An 18,614-nucleotide genomic window follows, 5' to 3' on the forward strand; every position below is an offset into this window, starting at 1 on the left:
TTTTCTTCCCAAATCTATTCGGTGCCAGTGAAAATGAAGATGCCCTTCCGCCCCGCCGTCGCCACGTCCAGCCGGCCGTCGCCGTTCAGGTCGGTCGCGACGATCTGCGTGCCGATGCCCGAATTATTGTGGATCAGCCGGGGCAGGAATTCCATCCCGCCATCGGGCTTCCGGCTGGCCTTGAACCAGTAGAGCACGGCAGAGCCATTGGGATCGGGATCCGAATAACCATCGGGATGCACCCACCAGCGCTTGCCGGTGACGATATCCTTCAACCCGTCACCATCGACATCGGCGAGGGTCAGCGCGTGGAGTTCGGAGAAGCTGACGCCGTCATTGGGCTGATCGGGGCCGCCCATGATCATGTGGCGGACAAAGCTGCGCGCACCGTCGGCACCCTTTTTCTGCTCGTACCAGGCAAGGCCCCAGCCATGCGCCTCCAGCGAGGTGATGATATCGGGCAACCCGTCCTTGTTGACGTCTTCCACATAGATCTGCGCGCCGCCCGGATCGCCCAGCGGCAACCCCTTGGGGTTGGGAAGGAAATCGACGGGATGGAAGCGCCACGGCGTGCCGTCGATCCGCTCGGGCTGTTCCCACCAGCCCCATCCGAACACGATATCAGGCCGGCCGTCGCCATTGACGTCGCCCTGCCCAAGTCCATGCGTCCAGAGCCGGCCCCAATCGCCGACCTCGCTGATCGCGGTCAGGCGCCACGGCTTGGTCGCATCCGACGGGTCGGGCCGCGCCAGCCAGATCTGCTTGCTGCGGCCGATCACCAGTTCCTTGCGGCCGTCGCCGTCGATATCGGCAAAGGCGGTGGTCTCGTTGTCGATATGATCGATGACGATATGACGCGCCCAGTTGCGCGACGCGCCCTTGGGATTGATGAACACCTCGCCCGGCTGCCCCGGCTGGCCGACCATGAAGATGTCGGGCGCACCATCGCCGTTGAAATCCTCGACATAGCTGATCAGCGAATTGGCATAGCCGGCCGGATTGAATGGCGCGGGATCATAAATCGCATGGCCGATCTCGAAATCCGGCCCTTCATACCAGAAGGGGCCGGAAACCAGATCCAGCTTCCCGTCGCCATTGATGTCGCCCGCCGCGACGGTGTCGCCGAAATAGAGATCGGTGAGTTGCCGCTTGCGGAACCCCTTGCCGACGGTGTCGGGCGCGAGTGCCCGGCGCAATTGCAGGTCCTTGATCCTGACGCCGCGGAACTGGGCCTGTCCTTCGCCGGCCACGCGCAGGATGACCGGTCCATATTCGCCGCCGGCGGGCGCCGCCGCATTGCCGGCGACCACCCGGATCTGGTTGACGATGACCTCGGCAGCGTCGCGCGAAAGGAAGATGCTGAAGCTGTTCCACACCCCCTTCTTCAGCTCCGCGTGGAGATTGGCGGTCGGCGACGGCATTTCCGGGGGGAAGGAAATCCGCTTCGCCTCCGGCGTCGGGCCCGGCACGCCCGAATTGGCGGCACCGGCCGCCGAAGGCCCCCGCGCGGGGAGCGGCGTGCGGCTGATCTCGCGTCCGGCGGTGTCGAAGACGGCATTATAGACGCGCAGATCGCCGGCATCGAACGAGACATAGAGCCCGCTGATCCGATCGCCATTCCGCACCGCGCGCAGGATCACGCCGCCCTTGCAGGCGCCGTCGCAGCGATATTCGCCCTCGATCCCGACGCCCTGGAAACGGTCGGGCGTTGCCAGCAGCGCGGCACCCGATGCAGGCGCTTTCCCGCTCGCTGCACCGTCCTTGACGGTCCAGCGCCCGGCCCCGCTCGCCTGCCACTCGCCGCGCGCAGGATCGAAGGCGCCTTCCCATTTCACATCCTCCGCACCCGAAGGCGTGGAGAATAGGGCCAACGCAGGCGCCAAAAGGACGACGAAGCGTTTCATTTTCCGGCCCCCGCCTTCCTCTCCGGCAGGGCGAAGACGACATAGCGATTGTTGCCCGCCGGGCCACGCGCGGGGCCGACCGGGGTCATGCCGCCGCCACGCGGATAATAGGTCGCGGCCACCGCCAGATATTGCCGCCCGCGCACCTGATAGATCGCCGGTACACCTTGCGGGATCGACGGCAGCACCGCTTCCCAGAGTAATTTCCCGGTGTCGCGATCATAGGCATGGATCTTCCAGTCGTCCGACGAGCTCGCGAAGATCAGGCCGCCTTCGGTGACGACGAGACCACCCTTGGACCGGCTGACCCCAGTTTGCGCGACGGGATAATCAGGCACGCCGCCCAGCGGAACCTGCCACAGGATCTTGCCCTGGTTCAGGTCATAGGCGGTGATCGTCGTCCAGGGCGGCCGGATAACCGGCAGGAAGCTCTTGGCCGAGATCATGAAGCCATAGCTGGAATAATAGCGCTCCTCGCCAGGCGCGTTCAGATCCTGCCCCGTGGCGCCATGCGCATCCGCGGCCTGTGCCATCTGCCCACCCGATGGCGCCGCCTGTGGTGACGGCGTCGGATCGGCGAGGAAGGCCACGATCGCGTTGATGTCGGCGTCGCTCAGGCTGCCGGCGAAAGCGGGCATGGTGCTGCGGCCATTGCGGATCGTCGTATATGTGTTCTCGATCCCAAGCTTGGCGGTCACGCCACGCAGCACCGGCACGGGCGGGATGCCCTCCATATCGTCGCCATGACAGATCGCGCAGTTGATCCCGAACAGCGCGCGACCCCGGTCCTTCGGCGTCGCGAACTGCCCCACCGGCTGCGCGCTCATCTTCGCGAGCCGCAGCATCGTCGGCAGATCGAAGGACGACACATAGAAACGGCCCGATTTGGGCTCTCCCGCAGTCATGCCCCAGTTCACGCCACCATGATTGCCCGGCATCTGGACGGTGTCGCGCAGCCCCGGCGGGGTGAACAACCCGTCGTTCCGCGCATCCAGGATCTGCGCGATCACCGCGCGCTTTTCGTCCTCGGGCAGCGCGGGATCGACATCGGCCTCGGTGAAGCGCTGGCGGGCGAAAGTCGGCAGCGTGGAATGGGGCTGGGTCGGCCAGGCGACTTCGCCCGGCAGATCGCTCTTCGGCACCGGGCGTTCCTCGATCGGGAAGACCGGCTTGCCGGTCGCGCGATCGAAGACGAACAAGAAACCGGTCTTCGCAGCCTGCACCACGACGTCGATCGGCTTGCCGTCGCGCGTGATCTGCATCAGCACCGGGCTGCTGGTGAGATCATAGTCCCACAGATCGTGATGGACGGTCTGGTAATGCCAGACGAGCTTGCCGGTCTTGATATCGAGCGCGACCAGCGAATTGGCGTAGAGATTGGTGCCCTTGCGATCGCCGCCCCAGAAATCATAGGTGGCCGAACCGAGCCCGAGATAGGCGATGCCCAGTTTCTCGTCGACGGACATGCCGCCCCAACTGTTGACGCCGCCCGCGGTCTTCCACGCATTCTTGTCTTCCCAGCTCTCATAGCCCGGCTCGCCGGGATGGGGGATGACGTGGAATTGCCATGCGAGCTTGCCGGTCCGCACGTTGAAGGCGCGGATATAGCCCGGCGGCGCGCCATAACCCTCGCCGGTATTGGCCCCCAGGATGATGATATCGCCGACCACCTTGCCCGGCGTGACCGGCTGGATGCTGCCGATCCGGCTGACGTCACGATTGAGCCCCTCGCGGAGGTCGACGAAACCACCTCCGCCAAAATCCGTGATCGGTGCGCCGGTCTTCGCGTTGATCGCGCGCAACGTCTGATCCTTGCAGAACAGGATGCGGCTCTCCTTGCCGTCGGCGCTGCGCCAATATGAAAAGCCGCGCGTGCGATCGATGATATTCTCCGCCTTCCAAATCTCCTGGCCGGTCGCCGGATCGAGCGCGGCGACGCTGGTGCCGTTCGAAATGACGTACATCAGCCCGTCGGCGATCAAGGGCGCCGCGTTGGTGATCACGTCTCCGGTGGCATATTCCCAGACCGGAACGAGCTGATCGACATTGGCCTTGTTGATCTGGGTCAGCGGCGAATATTGATTGGCGCCCAGGCTACCGTCGTAGAACAGCCATTCGGACGAAGCCGCCGGCGTGGCGGCCACTGAAGAGACACCCGAGCCGGTCTGGCAGGCCGCCAGCACGCCGGTCAGAAAAAAAGCCATGACGCCGATCGCAAGCCGGTTGCGGCTGACCATATGCGAAAATCCAATCCGGAAATATCAGGAGAATTCGGGGGGGCTGGCGCCAGGCCGCCGGAACGGCCTGGCGCATTGCGGAAATCAGAAGCTAGCCCGCAAGCGAACACCCGCATAGCGATTGTTGATGCGATCGAGCACGCGGTTCAGGATGCGGTTGTTGGGCGTGAAACCGGTCGCTGAAACCGTGTACCCCTCCTCGAACTCCTTGAAGAGATTCCGCACGAAGACCTCGGCGGTCCAGGCGTCGTTCCGCACACCCACGTTCAGATCCACATAAGTGGTGGCGCCAAGATAGGAGGTCGGCAGGCGCAGCAGGTCGGTGCGGTACTTGGACGCGTATTTGACCAGCGGCGCGATGTAGAATTCCAGGCCATCGCTGCCGACCGGAATGCTGTAGTCGACACTGAGGCTCGCCCGGATCTTCGGCGCGTTGTTGAGCGATTCACCCGCCAGATTGCCCTGGGTGTTGAAGGTCGCGCTCGTCGGCGTGGCCGGGATGATCGAGCACGGCACGGTGCCCACCGGCGCCAGCACGGCGACCGAGCCGGTATAGCAGGGCGCGTTGGGGAAAGAGAGGATCTTGGCGTCGGTATAGGCGACGTTGAGCGACGTCCTGAGCGTCTCGACCAGATGCGTGTCGAGCGTGAACTCTATGCCGCGCGTGCGCACCTTGCCGACGGGATAGACCCTGAGCGTCGGCGGCTGGAGCGGATCCTCGTTCGGGACCGAGGTCTGCGCCTGGTAATTGTCGTAGGTGCCCTGGAATGCCGACAGGTTGAAGGTGACGCGCCGATCCAGGAACTGGCTCTTGATGCCGAACTCGATATTCCTGACCCGCTCCATCGGCAGCGGCGTCAGTTCCCGACCGGTGATCGCGATGACGTTCAGCTCGGCGTCGTAGATCGGTCCCTGCTTCGCCTGCGCATAGGTGGCGTAGAGCATCACATCGGACGTGACCTTATATTGCGCGCCGAAGTCGAAATTGACGAAATCGCCGCTGGCATTGCCCTTGTTCACGATCAAGGTGTTGGTCGTCGGGAAATTGCGGACGATGCCGTCCGACGTCACCTTCGATGCCGCGAGGATCGGCAGGAAGGTCCAGTTATAATCGATCTTGTCATGCTCGTAGCGGATGCCGCCGAGGATCTTGAGTTGTTCGGTGACATCGAAATCGGCATGCGCATAGGCGGAAATCGCCTTGGTGTTGAACGTGCGCTTCCAGTTCACCGGCTGGAAGAAGCGCTGATAGTCGTAGCGCTGGCGCAGATCGCTGTAGAACACGCCGGCGACATAGTGGAAGCGGCCGCCGGCCGACGAGTTCAGCCGGATTTCCTGCGTCGTGTAGCGGCTGCCGTTATAATAATTGCCGAAGCCGTCCCATTCCGGACGCACGATGAAATCGGCGATCGGCAGGGCGATGGCAAGGTTGTCGGCATGGATCGGGCTGCGCTCGTCGAGATGCGAGGTGATCGAGGTGAGCGTGTGATCGCCCGGCAGGTCGAGCTCCGCCTTCAGGACGCCGCCGACGCTGGTGCTCTGCGATGTGCCGTTCAGGAACGAGGCATATTTGTTGTTGCGCGGCCCGGGCGTGACGCCGGGCTGGAGCTGCGCGAAGGTGCGGCCCTTGATGTCCGAACCGAACACGATGCTGGTGTCGCCGCCGGCCAGGATGATCGGGTTGCCGCCCAGCGGCTGCCCGCCGCCGCCCGCCACGCCGTTGCGGTGCGCGCGCTGGTAGAAGAAGGTGCCGGTCAAGGTGAAAGTCTCGGTCGGCCGGAACTCGATCTTGCTGCGCGTGCCATAGACATAGTCGCTCGCCCATTTGTCGAGCAGCACATTCTTGTAGAGACCCTGGAAGCCACGATAATATTGCGACAGGCTGACGCTGATCTTGTCGGAAATCGGGCCGGAGACGTAACCGGATGCCGAGCGCTCCCCGTCGGTGGTGGCGAGCAGGTTGACGAAGCCCATCCAGTCGTCGTCCGAAGGCGAGCGGGTGACCATGTTGATCAGGCCGCCGGTGGCATTGCGCCCCGCCAGCGTGCCCTGCGGCCCCGGCAGCACTTCGATCCGTTCGATATCGATCAGGTAATTGGCGATGTTGGAGCGCGAGGGCAACGGCACATCGTCCAGCGTGATGCCGACCTTGCTCTGCGAGCCGACAGTGGACGCGCCGGTGCCGACACCGCGCATGTTGAGCGACTGGCCGACGCCCGAGACCGTCGGAACCAGCTTGGTCAGTTCGGAGATGTTCGTGACGTTCTGGCGCTGCAGCGCCGCCGAGCCCACGACCTGCACCGATTTGGGAACGTCCTGGACATTCTGGGCGACCTTGTTGGCGGTGATGACGATATCGGCCTCACCGGGCGCCTCGTCCGCCGCCGCGTCCTGCGCGAAAGCCGCCCCCGCCATGAGAGCCAATACCGAAACGCCCGCCGTGCGCAACGTCATCGAATAGAATCTTCCCATTTCACTCCCTCCGTTCTGTTATTTTCGCGGAGTCGTCATCGCATGGGGCAAAAGCGTCCAGCCCTCGCAGATCGTGCAAGGTGCGCCATTTGCCAATGCGCTGATTGAACCCTCTCAAAACATTGCCGAATTTACGCGGTACTTCGTAATCTATATCCAACGCGGCTTTTGTTATTTTCTCTATTCTGCAATTTCCGATCGAGTGAACGGTGCCCCGGCCGCCTGGAAAGACAATATCGCCTTCCGTCGCAACCGGCATGCCCGCCCCGGATCGACGCCCTCATATTGACGCGACCGACGAGGCAGCCAATGATCCAATCCCCAAGGGATCGACTTTGGCACCATTCCACCCTGCCTGCATCACCGAAACCCTGAATTCCGCCCGGCAAGGCAGACTGGCAACCATCGTTATCGGGCTATCAGGAAAAATACGTATCGACAGGATGACCGTTTCCCCAATCAGCCGCTGAACCAATACAGCGCCAAATTGGATACTGTCAACGTCGAATGTAGCTTGTTGGAAACATATTTCCACTATAATGATCTATTGCACGCACTGAGCGACAGTGCATCGTATGGTGGAACGAATGAATCGGACGCGCCATCGGGCGCCCGAAAGCGGAGATGGATGCGTCGTCACGGCATGATTCGAAGATCGCGCTTCAGCGCGGGCTGCCCATGGGCGAACGCGATCCAGTCCAGCGCCGGCGAACGGGAGCATCGATGAGATGAGGTTGAAATTGGTGAGGGGCAAAGGAGAGGAGATGGTCGCGAACGCAACCGCCGACGGACACCCTCCAAAAGCCGAGCCCGCCACGAGGCCGGGCACGATGCCAGAGTTCAGGCTTGGCGAGCGCATGCGGACGATGCGCACCGGCAAGGGCCTGACGCTGGCCGAGGTCGCGACGCGGGCCGGCCTCGCGCGATCGACTTTGTCGAAGATCGAGAACGACCATACCTCTCCCACGTTCGAGGTTCTTCAGAAGCTTGCCGTCGGGCTCGACATCGCGATCGACGAACTGTTCGCGAACCGGCCGATTCTGGCGCCGATCGGCCGCTGGAACCTGACCAAGGCCCATGAGGGACAGATCCAGCATACCGGCCCCTATACCAACGAATTCCTGTGCACCGGCCTGACGCAGAAAAGCGTGGTGCCATCCAAGGCGCGGATCAACGCCCGTTCGCTCGGAGAATTCGGGGACTGGATCCGGCACGAGGGCGACGACTTCCTGCTCGTGCTCGAAGGCGCGATCGAACTGCACACCGAATTCTATCAGCCGCAGCGGATGGAGGTCGGCGATTGCGCCTATTTCGATGCGCGCATGGGGCATCTCTGCATTTCCGTCAGCGAGGAGGATGCACTGGTGCTCTGGGTGGGATCGAACCTGACCACGACCGCATGAAGACCAGTGTCATTCGCGATCCTCAGGGTAAACATGCCGGATCTGACATCGTCGCAGCGGAGCGAGAATCATGGCGTTGAAAATGCCGCCCCCCGATCAGGCCGTCCTGGCGCGGCGCACGGAGATCGTCGCCGCGCTGCGCGCGATCGTGCCGGGTGAAGGCGTGATCGACGACGCCGATGCGCTGCGCACCTACGAATCGGACGGGCTGACCGCCTATCGCCAGCCGCCGATGGTCGCGGTTCTGCCGGATTCGACCGAACAGGTCGCCCGCGTGCTCGCCTGGTGCCATGCGGAAGGGATCAAGGTGGTGCCGCGCGGATCGGGCACATCGCTTTCCGGCGGCGCGATCCCGCTGGCGGACGCCGTGCTGCTTGGCCTGGGCAAGCTCAATCGCGTGCTCGAGATCGATTATGACGAGCGGATCGCGGTGGTGCAGCCCGGCGTCACCAACCTCGCCATCACCCGCGCGGTCGAAGGCGATGGCTTCTATTACGCGCCCGACCCGTCCAGCCAGATCGCCTGTTCGATCGGCGGCAATGTCGCGGAGAATTCGGGCGGGGTGCATTGCCTGAAATACGGCATCACCACCAACAATGTACTGGGCGTCGAGCTGGTGACGATGGCGGGAGAGGTGCTGCGCTTCGGCGGACGGGCGCTCGATCCGGCCGGGCTCGACCTGCTCGGCGTCATCGTCGGCTCCGAAGGGCTGCTCGGCGTGGTGACCGAGGTGACGGTGCGGATCCAGCCGCTTCCCGAAACGGCGCGCGCGCTGCTGATCGGCTTCGCGACCGCCGAGGGCGCCGGCCAGTGCGTGGCCGATGTGATCGCCGCCGGGATCATCCCGGCGGGCATGGAGATGATGGACCGCCCGGCCATCCATGCGGCGGAAGCCTTCGTGAAAGTCGGCTATCCGCTGGACGTCGACGCGCTGCTGATCGTCGAACTCGACGGACCGGCGATCGAATGCGACCATCTGGTCGACGAGGTGGAGCGCATCGCGGTCGCGAACGGCGCAGTGTCGGTCCGCAGTTCGCAAAGCGAGCAGGAACGGCTGAGCTTCTGGGCCGGACGCAAGGCCGCCTTTCCCGCCGTGGGCCAGATCGCGCCCGATTATTATTGCATGGACGGCACGATTCCCCGGCGCTGCCTGCCCGAGGTGCTGAGCCGCATCACCGCGCTGTCCGAACATTATGGGCTGGGCGTCGCCAATGTCTTCCATGCCGGGGACGGCAATCTTCATCCCCTGATCCTCTACGACGCGAACGTTCCCGGCGAGCTCGACCGCGCCGAGGCCTTCGGCAACGACATATTGCGGCTCTGCGTCGAGATGGGGGGCGTGCTCACCGGTGAACATGGCGTCGGGATCGAGAAGCGAGACCTGATGCCCCTGATGTTCTCGGAGGTCGACCTTGCGCATCAGCAGCGGCTGAAATGCGCGTTCGATCCCGAACTGCTGCTCAATCCCGGCAAGGTCTTTCCGGTGCTGCATCGCTGCGCCGAACTCGGCCGCGTCCATGTCCATGGCGGCCGCGTCCCCTTCCCCGAACTGCCGCGCTTCTGATGACCGTGCTGCGCCCCACCACATCCGCCGAACTCGAAGCGATCGTCGCATCTGCAGGCGACGCCAGGCGCCGGCTCGCCCTGCGCGGCGGTCGAACCAAGGACGGTATCGGCCTGTCCGAAACCGATGCCGAGATCGTCGACATGACGGGCTTTGCCGGGGTGATCGACTATGATCCAGCCGAACTGGTGCTGACCGCTGGCGCCGGCACGCCGCTCGCCGAGATCGAACGCCTGGTCGCCGACGAGAACCAGATGCTGGCTTTCGATCCATTCGATCATGGCCCGATCTTCGGCTGCCCTGCCGGCGGCGCGACGATCGGCGGGATCATCGCGGCCGGCGTCGGCGGATCGCGTCGCCTGTCCGCCGGCGGCGTGCGCGACCATCTGCTCGGCTTCACCGCCGTTTCCGGCCGGGGCGAGCGGTTCGTCGCCGGCGGCAAGGTGGTGAAGAACGTCACCGGCTATGATCTGTCCAAGCTGGTCTGTGGAAGCTGGGGCCGGCTCGCCGCGCTCACCGAAGTGACGCTGAAAGTGCTGCCGCGCCCGCGCACGACCGCGACCTTCGCGTTGCGCGGGCAGATGCCGGCGGATGCCGTGGCGACCATGGCCCGCGCGATGGGGTCGCAGGCCAATGTCGCCGCAGCCGCCTATCTGCCCGGTGGCATCACCGCGCTGCGGATCGAGGGCTTCGACCATTCGGTCACGGCGCGCCTCGCGCTGCTCGCGCGCCTTCTGCCGGGCGGAGAGCCCATGCCGGACGCCGAGGCGGACGCATTGTGGAACATGCTGCGCACGGTGTCCCCGCTTGCCGGAAGCGGTCCGCTCTGGCGGATCGCGATCGGATCGCGCGGCTGTGCGGACCTGATCGCGCGATTGGGCGCCAGCAGCGCCGATTATCTCGTCGACTGGGCGGGCGGGCTGGTTTGGCTGGCGCACGAGGGGCCGGCGGAACACGTGCGCGAAGCCGCGCGACGGGCAGGCGGCCATGCCATGCTCGTCCGCCGCGACGCACTCGCCGACACGCCGCCCCTCGATGCGCAACCGCCGGCGATCGCCGCGCTCGAGGTGCGCGTGCGACGCGCCTTCGATCCACTGGGCGTATTCGAAACCGGCCGTTTTGGACAATCCTGATGCAGACCAACTTTTCCCCCGAGCAGCTTGCAGATCCGGCGACCGCCATGTCCGAGGCCGTGATCCGCAAATGCGTGCATTGCGGGTTCTGCACCGCCACCTGCCCCACCTATGTCCTGCTCGGCGACGAGCTCGATAGCCCGCGCGGCCGCATATACCTGATCAAGAACATGCTCGAGACCGAGCAGCAGCCGACGCCCGAGATCGTCAAGCATGTCGATCGCTGCCTTTCTTGCCTGTCATGCATGACGACCTGCCCATCGGGCGTGAACTATATGCATCTGGTCGATCATGCGCGCGCCTATATCGAGCGGCGCTATCGCCGGCCGTTGATGGACCGTCTCTATCGCACGGCGCTGGCGCATATCCTGCCCTACCCCAACCGCTTCCGGCTGGCGTTGACGCTCGCCCGGGCGACGCGACCGATCGGCACCGCCTTTGCGCGACTGACGGGGCAGAAACCGCTCGCCGCGATGCTGGCGCTGGCGCCCGATCATGTGCCGCCCCGCACGCCCATCGCCGATGCGCGCATAACCGGTGCAAAGGGGCGCGTGGCGATGCTTCAGGGTTGCGCCGAACCCGTGCTGCGCCCCGAATTCCGCAGTGCCGCCGAACGCTTGCTCAACCGCGCCGGCTATGACGTCGTGGCCGCGCCCGGCGAGGGCTGCTGCGGCGCACTCGTCCACCATATGGGCCGGGAAGCCGAAAGCCTGAGCGCGGCGAAGCGCAATGTCGACGCCTGGATCGCCGTCGCCGAAACTGAGGGGCTGGATGCGATCGTCTTCACCGCTTCGGGTTGCGGCACGACGATCAAGGATTACGGCCATATGCTGCGCGACGATCCGCTTTATGCGGGCAAGGCTGCGCGCGTCTCCACCATGGCGAAGGACATCAGCGAATTCCTCGCCGCGATCGAATTGCCGGCGGGCACTTCCCCGGGCCTCACCGTCGCCTATCACCCCGCCTGTTCGCTCCAGCACGGGCAGAAAGTGACAGAGCCGCCGAAACGGCTTCTGAAGCAGATGGGCTTCGCCGTCGTCACGCCGGCGGATGCGCATCTCTGCTGCGGTTCTGCCGGGGTCTACAATATCCTCCAGCCCGAGATCGCGGGCCAGCTCCGCGACCGCAAGGTCGCCAGCATCGAGCGGCTGACAGCCGATGTCATCGCGACCGGCAATGTCGGGTGTGCCGTGCAGATCGGGCAGCGGGCGTCGCTGCCCGTCGTCCACACCGTCGAACTGCTCGACTGGGCGACGGGAGGCCCCGCCCCCAAGGCCCTTGCTCACCTCCAACCAACAGGAACCACGCAATGAACCGGATCACGCTTGCCCAGGCCAACAGCATCATCGCCGCCGCGTTCGACAAAGGGGCAGGTATGGGGCTGAAGCCACTGAGCGTCGCCGTGCTCGATCCCGGCGGCCACCTCATCGCCTTTCAACGCCAGGACGGCGCTTCCTCGCTGCGGCTGGGCATCGCCGCGGGCAAGGCCGGCGGCGCGCTCGCGCTCGGCATCTCGAGCCGCAAGATCGGCGACATGGCGGCGGAGCGCCCGACCTTCGTCGCGGCGCTCGGGCCGATCGCGCCGACCGGCGTGATCCCGGCAGCCGGCGGCGTGATCGTCGTCGATGCGGCAGGCGAACCGTTGGGCGCGGTGGGCGTGACCGGCGACACATCCGACAATGACGAGATCTGCGCACTCGCCGGCATCGCCGCTGCGGGGCTCGCCGCACAGGGCTGACTGGCAAGCGGACGGGCGGATCACATGGACGGGATCGACAACAATATTGGCCGGCATGGATCGCGCCATTTCGAACAGGAGAAGCAATGGATACCGATCGCAGAGAGCTACTGGCGGGTATGCTCGTCTCAACGGGGCTGGCGATGATGGCGAACCAGCCCGTCATGGCCGCCCGCACGCGCAAGTTCGGCGGCGTGAAGGATGCCAGCGCGATCCTGATCCGCGACCCGGACGGGCGCGACGCGATGCGCTACCTGTTCGGTGCACTGCCGGCCGGAGAGAAAGGCCCGGCGGTTCCAGGCACGGCCTATACCCATCCGCTGTGGACGCCGGGCGGCGAGATCGTCACCGATGTCGCGGCGCCCGACCATCCGCATCATCGCGGCGTCTTCTGCGCATGGATCAACGTCGATGGCGAGAAACGCGGCGACTGGTGGGGCTGGGGCGCACGTGCGCCGAAGGACGGCAGGGCGATCGTCAGCCGATCAGCCAAGCTGCTCTCGACCGGTAGGTCGTCGGCGGCGCTGGAAGCCGTCAATGCCTGGCAGGCGGATGGCGTGAATGTGCTGATCGAAACCATGCAGGTCACCGCGAGCCAGCAGCATGGCTGCAATATCCTCGATTATATCTATACCTTCATGCCCGCGACAAACCGGCCGGTGACGATCGCGCAGAACCCCTTTGGCGGCTTCTGCTATCGCGCGAAGCCGCGCGGCGCGATCGTGATCAGCGATCCTTCCGGCCCGCTCGACCTGAAGGATAGCTGGCAGGACAGTTACGAACTCAACTGGCCGGCCCGGCCCTGGTACGACTTCTCGACGACCGCGCCCGACGGGAAGGTCGCAGGCGGCGCGTTGCTCGATCATCCCGGCAACCCGCCGTCGACCTGGCACATCATCCGTGGCGCATACATGGTCAATCCATGCATCGTGGCGCCGGGCGCGATCGAGATACAGCCGGGCAAGGGCCTGACCCTGCGCCACCGCGTGGTTTCCCACGACGGACCGGCCGATGCGGCGGTGTTGAACCGGCTGCACCGGGAATTTGCCCGCAGTTGATCAGAACCCGCACCGGCCGAACTGATCCAATGCCGTCATCCCGCAAGAGCCAATCGGCGCGTCCGGTTTGACGGCATTGGGTTCGCGTGCCAGAGTCCGCCCCGCGCCCAAGCCTGCGGAAAGCGACGATAAAATATGACGGACCGGAACGTTCGCAAGCGAGCAGGAGAAACGGTCGGTGGCCTGCTGACCCGGTTCGAACGAAACATCGCCGATGGACTGTGGCAGGTCGGAACCAAGATCCCGACCGAGCGCGAGCTGGAACAGGAACTCGGCGTATCGCGCAACACGCTGCGCAAGGGCCTCCGTCAGCTCGAGGAACAGGGTCGCATCGAACGCCATGTCGGGCGCGGGTCCTTCGTGGCCGACCCATCCGCCAGGGCGCCGATGCAGGCGCGGCCGTTCGAGGCGTATAAGGCGGCGGTCGCCGCCACGGCGATTATCCGCCCGAAGGAGCAGGCCGAAGATGGCGGCCTGATCGATCAAATCCGCGGCGCCAGCCCGTCGGACGTGATGGACGTGCGGCTGATGATCGAGCCTGCTGCGGCCGAGCTTGCGACCTATCGCGCAAGCGCCGAGAATTTCACGCAGATTCAGAACTGCCTGGATCGGATGCGCGCGGCCGCGGACGTGCCCGAGTTCGAACATTGGGACAGCATGCTGCATGTCGCCATCATGTCCGCCGCGCGCAACGATCTGCTGCTGACCATGTACAAGGCGATCAACGAGGCGCGCAATCAGCCCGAATGGATGCGGTTGAAGCAACGTTCGCTGAGCCCCGCGCAACGTGACCTCTATCAGCAACAGCATGTCGATATCGTCGGCGCACTGATGGATCGCGATCCGGTGCGCGCGCGCGAATTCACGCTCGCGCATCTCAGGGCGGTTCGGGACAATCTCCAGATTTCCTGACGCCGTCAAACCCACGGACAATCGATAATCGCGCTTAGCCGCGTGACGGCGCGCGGCCGAGCGCGGCCCCGCGCGCGATTTCGCGCGCACATGCACCACGATCGGCGTCCGACGCGCATAATATGAACCCCATTGACGCAATCAGCTACTAACGTCTACGATCAGCGACATTGGTATAAGTTCAGATTCGTCCGCTGGCGAACGAACGGGAGCGGACGAGACAATCGTGATGATCGGCGTAACCCATGCCCCCTCGCCTTCGCCCGTCCGGCTCAAGACGTGCGTGCGCTGCGATCGCTTCGCGCGCGGCTCCACGCACGGCGCGCGCCTGGCCGGCGGCATCGCGGCAGCGTTGGAGCCGGCGCTCGGCGGCCGGATCATGCTGCGCCAGGTGCCCTGCCTCGCGGGCTGCAAGCGCCCGGCGAACATCGAGCTGAGCGCGCCGGACAGGGTGACCGTCCGGCTCGACGGCCTGGAAGAAGGCGATGCCGACGCGGTCGCCCGGCTCGCCAGGCTTTATGCCGACACGCGGGATGGCGTGGTTCCGGCGCACCAATGGCCGGCCGAACTCCTCGGCCGTGTCGCGGCACAAATCGCACCGCGCAATGCGGGCGCAGGGGTTGGCCGCATGCGCGGCGCACCCCGCATCGGGAGAGATTGATATGGCGACGACGATGTTCACCAATGTCCGCGTGCTCGACGGCAGCGGCGCGCTGCCGTTCGATGCGGACGTGCTGGTCGAGGGCGATCGCATCGCCCGGATCGAGCGCGATCGCGACGCGATTCCGCACGAGCCCCACCGGATCGTCGACGGACGCGGCATGACGCTGATGTCCGGCCTGTGCGACGCCCACACCCATTTCAGCTGGATTGATCAGGATTCGCTCGACGCGATCGGCATGATGCCGGTGGAGGAGCATGTGCTGGAAGCGGCGGGATCGGCGCGGAAATATCTCGACATGGGCTATACCATGTGCGTGGGCGCCGCCGCCGCGAAACCGCGGCTGGACGTGGTGATCCGCAACTACATCAACGCGGGCAAGCTGCCCGGCCCGCGTTATCGCGCCAACGGCCCCGAGATCGCCACCATCGGCGGCCTGGGCGATCTCAACCCCAGCCATGTCGCCGCCTATACCTATGTCGAGGTGATCAACGGCCCGATGGAGATGCGGCGCACCGTGCGCCAACTCCTGAAGGAAGGCGTCGACGGCATCAAGCTCAACCTGTCTGGCGAGAACATCGCCGGGATCGATGCCGAGCGCACCCCGATGGCGGACGATGAAGTCGCGGAAGCGGTGGCCGAAGCGCGCCGCAAGCCCGGCACCTATATCGCCGCCCATGCCCGCTCGGACGAGAGCGTGCGCCAATGCCTGAAGCACGGCATCGAGTTCATCTATCATGCGAGCTTCGCCAGCGACGAGACGATCGAGCAGCTCGCCGCCGTACGCGACCGCCACTTCGTCGGCCCCGGTGTCGCCTGGCTCTACCAGACCTCCTACAACGCCTCGAGCTGGGGGATCACGCCCGACATGGCTCGCGACATGGGCTATCACCGCGAACTCGAAGCCTGCATCGCCGGCGTGAAGAAGATGAAGGCCGCGGGCATCCGCCTCGTCCCCGGCGGCGACTATGGCTTCGCCTGGACGCCGCACGGCACCTACGCCAAGGATCTGGAATATTTCGTCGACCTGTTCGGCTTCACGCCGATGGAAGCGATCGTCGCCGCGACGGTGACGGGCGGCGAGGCCATGGGCCGGCCACACGAACTGGGCAGAGTGCGGGAAACCTATCTGGCCGATCTGATCCTGGTCGATGGCGATCCGCTCGCCGACATCACCATCCTGCAGGACGAAAGCGGCATCGCGGCGGTGATGAAGGACGGCGTGTTCCACAAGGCCCCGCCCGTCAATTGAACCGACAGGCCCGGCAAAGACCGGGCGATTGGATCATAATTCCACAGGCATTGGATCACAAAAGAGGGAGAGATCGATGAGCGAGCAGGTTTCGAAGGGCGGCAATGCAGGCCATCTGCTGGTCGCGATTTGGGTCGGACTGGTCGCGGCGCTCGGGTCCGGGCTCTGCGCGGTCGCGGGTTTCCAGCCCTGGCTGCTGTTCCTCGGCTGGTGCGCGTTCAGCACGGGCGGCGGCGCTGCGAAGGGCGGCGCGCAGGCGATCGCGTGCGTGATCCTCGGGATCGTTCTCGGCATGGTCGGCGCCACCGTGCTCGCTTCGATCCACAGCCTGGGCACGCTGGCCCTGATCATCGTCGTCTTCTTCCTGGCGACGATCGCGATGCTGTCGATGTTCACCCCGCCGGTGAACAGCATCATCGGCTATTTCCTGGGCATGACGGGCTATTTCGCGTCGCATCTGGAGCCTGGCGCCGAAAGCCTGGCGATGCTCGCCGCGCCCGTCGCCTTTGGCGGCGCGTGCGGCTGGGTCGCCGCGCATTTCGCGCACAAGATCCATAGTCACTGATCATCAGACCGGCGCCAATAAAGCCGGGGAATTGGGGCATCGATCGGCCCCGCAAAGAAAGGACGTATCATCATGAAGTTTGCGACCGTTCGGCATGACGGGAGGACATGCGCCGCCATCATCGATCCGGACGCCAATCGCGCATGGCCACTCGACGGCACCACCATGCTCGACATCATCGCGGAGGATGCCGCCGGCCGCGCGCTGCCGACGCCGACGGGCGACGGCGTGGATCTGTCCGCCGTCGAATTGCTCGCGCCGATCCCCGCGCCGCGCCGCAACATCTTCTGCGTCGGCAAGAATTACCATGCGCACGCGCACGAATTCACCCGCAGCGGTTTCGACAGCAGCGCACAGAGCGCCGCCGACGCCATCCCCAAGGCACCAATCATCTTTTCCAAGGTGCCCGAAAGCGTGATCGCGACCGGACAGCCGATCCGCTACCCGACCGGCGTCAGCGACAAGGTCGATTACGAGGCGGAACTCGCGATCGTGATCGGCAAGGGCGGTCGCGGCATCTCGCGCGCCGACGCCTATGATCACGTCTGGGGCTATATGATCGTCAACGACATGACGGCGCGCGACCTTCAGTCGACGCACAAGCAATGGCTGATCGGCAAGTCGCTCGACACCTTCTGCCCGATGGGGCCGTGGCTGGTGACCGCCGACGAGGTGGAGCCCGAAAATCTCAACGTCCGTTGCTGGGTGAATGACGAATTGCGCCAGGACGCAATTACGTCCGATCTGATCTTCGACATACCGACGCTGATCGAGGCGCTGTCCGCCGGCATCACGCTTCATCCCGGCGACATCATCGCCACCGGCACGCCGGAAGGCGTCGGCATCGGTTTCGATCCGCCCCGCTATCTGGTGCCCGGAGATCGCGTCTCGGTCGAGATCACCGGCCTCGGCCGCCTCAGCAACGTCATCGCATAACGGAGCCAGCATCATGTCGAATCGGGTCACGGAAATACAGGGCGAGGGGGATCCGATCCTGTTCGTCCACGGGCTGGGCGGCACCTCCAACGTGTTCACGCCGCAAGTGGCGGTGCTCCAGCGCTTCTTCAAATGCGTTCGCCCCGATCTTCCCGGATCGGGCCGCAGCGCGACGCCCGGCGCGATCGACCTCGTCGCGCTCGCCGACGACATGGCCGCGCTGATCGAGGAGAATGGCGGTGGCCGCTGGCACGTCGTCGGCCATTCGCTGGGCACGATCGTCTGCCAGCATCTCGCGGTGCGCCGGCCCGATCTGGTGCGCAGCCTCGTGCTGGTCGGCCCCCTGCTCGCACCGCCCGAGGGCGCCCGCACCGCTTTGCGGGATCGTGCTGGCACCGCACGCCAGTCCGGCATGGCGGGGATCGCCGACGCCATCGTCCAGGGCGGCACGTCCGCCAACACCAAGGCCCATCAGCCGGCGGTCGCGGCGCTGGTGCGCGAGATGCTGATGCGCCAAGAGCCGGAAGGCTATGCGCTGACCTGCGAGGCGCTGGCCGCCGTGCAAGGCGCCGACGTCGCGAAGATCGCGGTGCCGACATTGCTGCTGACCGGGGACGAGGACGGCACCGCACCGCCCCGTGCCGTGAAGGCGCTGGCGGCGGCGATCGGCGGCGCGGAATATCGCGTGCTCGACCGCTGCGGCCATTGGGCGACCTTCGAGGCACCTTCTGCCATCACCAACGCGGCGCTGAATTTCCTGCTCGACGCGGCCTGAATAT

General features: G+C 65.2%; 17 protein-coding genes. 12 read left to right on the forward strand and 5 right to left on the reverse strand.

Annotated features, from left to right (window positions below; translation table 11 throughout):
- Positions 1 to 14: 14 nt before the first annotated feature.
- The 4 genes from ACODTA_RS20600 to ACODTA_RS20615 form a co-directional block, all read right to left on the reverse strand.
- Complete coding sequence (locus ACODTA_RS20600; protein WP_489068105.1) at positions 15 to 1,904, reverse strand: FG-GAP repeat domain-containing protein; 1,890 nt, start codon at positions 1,902 to 1,904, stop codon at positions 15 to 17.
- Positions 1,901 to 4,108: an outer membrane protein assembly factor BamB family protein gene (locus ACODTA_RS20605; protein ID WP_489068107.1), complete on the reverse strand. Its 2,208-nt coding sequence runs from the start codon at positions 4,106 to 4,108 to the stop codon at positions 1,901 to 1,903. The genes ACODTA_RS20600 and ACODTA_RS20605 overlap by 4 nt, the downstream gene beginning before the upstream one ends.
- Positions 4,109 to 4,225: 117 nt before the next feature.
- A complete protein-coding gene (locus ACODTA_RS20610) occupies positions 4,226 to 6,613 on the reverse strand; it encodes a TonB-dependent receptor (protein ID WP_489068109.1) in 2,388 nt (795 codons plus the stop codon).
- A 1-nt stretch (position 6,614) separates the two neighbouring features.
- A complete protein-coding gene (locus ACODTA_RS20615; RefSeq protein ID WP_489068111.1) occupies positions 6,615 to 6,872 on the reverse strand; it encodes a hypothetical protein in 258 nt (85 codons plus the stop codon).
- Between the two features lie 505 nt (positions 6,873 to 7,377).
- On the opposite strand from ACODTA_RS20615, the gene ACODTA_RS20620 reads away from it, so the two are divergent.
- From ACODTA_RS20620 to ACODTA_RS20645, 6 genes are all read left to right on the forward strand, one after another.
- Positions 7,378 to 8,016 carry a helix-turn-helix domain-containing protein gene (locus ACODTA_RS20620; protein WP_489068113.1) on the forward strand — a complete coding sequence of 213 codons (639 nt, stop codon included), beginning with the start codon at positions 7,378 to 7,380 and terminating at the stop codon, positions 8,014 to 8,016.
- 70 nt (positions 8,017 to 8,086) lie between these two features.
- The gene (locus ACODTA_RS20625; RefSeq protein WP_489068115.1) at positions 8,087 to 9,580 is read left to right on the forward strand and encodes an FAD-linked oxidase C-terminal domain-containing protein; all 1,494 of its coding nucleotides are present in this window, start codon (positions 8,087 to 8,089) and stop codon (positions 9,578 to 9,580) included.
- Complete coding sequence (gene glcE / locus ACODTA_RS20630; RefSeq protein WP_489068117.1) at positions 9,580 to 10,713, forward strand: glycolate oxidase subunit GlcE; 1,134 nt, start codon at positions 9,580 to 9,582, stop codon at positions 10,711 to 10,713. The genes ACODTA_RS20625 and glcE overlap by 1 nt, the downstream gene beginning before the upstream one ends.
- Positions 10,713 to 12,026, forward strand: a complete 1,314-nt coding sequence (gene glcF, locus ACODTA_RS20635) for a glycolate oxidase subunit GlcF (protein ID WP_489068119.1) — start codon at positions 10,713 to 10,715, stop codon at positions 12,024 to 12,026. The genes glcE and glcF overlap by 1 nt, the downstream gene beginning before the upstream one ends.
- Positions 12,023 to 12,451 carry a GlcG/HbpS family heme-binding protein gene (locus tag ACODTA_RS20640; RefSeq protein WP_489068121.1) on the forward strand — a complete coding sequence of 143 codons (429 nt, stop codon included), beginning with the start codon at positions 12,023 to 12,025 and terminating at the stop codon, positions 12,449 to 12,451. The genes glcF and ACODTA_RS20640 overlap by 4 nt, the downstream gene beginning before the upstream one ends.
- Positions 12,452 to 12,537: 86 nt before the next feature.
- Positions 12,538 to 13,509 (forward strand): DUF6807 family protein, encoded by a 972-nt coding sequence (locus ACODTA_RS20645; protein WP_489068123.1) that lies wholly within the window; start codon positions 12,538 to 12,540, stop codon positions 13,507 to 13,509.
- Here the strand turns inward: ACODTA_RS20645 and ACODTA_RS20650 are convergent, their stop codons facing one another.
- Positions 13,510 to 13,851, reverse strand: coding sequence for a hypothetical protein (locus tag ACODTA_RS20650; protein WP_489068262.1), 342 nt, complete (start codon positions 13,849 to 13,851; stop codon positions 13,510 to 13,512). It abuts the gene before it with no gap.
- Between ACODTA_RS20650 and ACODTA_RS20655 the strand changes: the two genes are divergently transcribed.
- The 6 genes from ACODTA_RS20655 (at position 13,768) to ACODTA_RS20680 (ending at position 18,610) form a co-directional block, all read left to right on the forward strand.
- Complete coding sequence (locus tag ACODTA_RS20655) at positions 13,768 to 14,421, forward strand: FadR/GntR family transcriptional regulator (protein WP_489068252.1); 654 nt, start codon at positions 13,768 to 13,770, stop codon at positions 14,419 to 14,421. The genes ACODTA_RS20650 and ACODTA_RS20655 overlap by 84 nt on opposite strands.
- Positions 14,422 to 14,650: 229 nt before the next feature.
- Positions 14,651 to 15,082 (forward strand): DUF1636 family protein, encoded by a 432-nt coding sequence (locus tag ACODTA_RS20660; protein ID WP_489068254.1) that lies wholly within the window; start codon positions 14,651 to 14,653, stop codon positions 15,080 to 15,082.
- Position 15,083: 1 nt separating this feature from the next.
- Positions 15,084 to 16,334: a metal-dependent hydrolase family protein gene (locus tag ACODTA_RS20665; protein WP_489068125.1), complete on the forward strand. Its 1,251-nt coding sequence runs from the start codon at positions 15,084 to 15,086 to the stop codon at positions 16,332 to 16,334.
- 76 nt (positions 16,335 to 16,410) lie between these two features.
- Positions 16,411 to 16,899: a DUF1097 domain-containing protein gene (locus ACODTA_RS20670; protein WP_489068126.1), complete on the forward strand. Its 489-nt coding sequence runs from the start codon at positions 16,411 to 16,413 to the stop codon at positions 16,897 to 16,899.
- A 72-nt stretch (positions 16,900 to 16,971) separates the two neighbouring features.
- The gene (locus ACODTA_RS20675; RefSeq protein ID WP_489068128.1) at positions 16,972 to 17,835 is read left to right on the forward strand and encodes a fumarylacetoacetate hydrolase family protein; all 864 of its coding nucleotides are present in this window, start codon (positions 16,972 to 16,974) and stop codon (positions 17,833 to 17,835) included.
- A gap of 13 nt (positions 17,836 to 17,848) precedes the next feature.
- Complete coding sequence (locus ACODTA_RS20680; RefSeq protein WP_489068130.1) at positions 17,849 to 18,610, forward strand: alpha/beta fold hydrolase; 762 nt, start codon at positions 17,849 to 17,851, stop codon at positions 18,608 to 18,610.
- Positions 18,611 to 18,614: the final 4 nt, after the last annotated feature.

This window comes from Sphingomonas sp. FG14 (assembly GCF_057809675.1).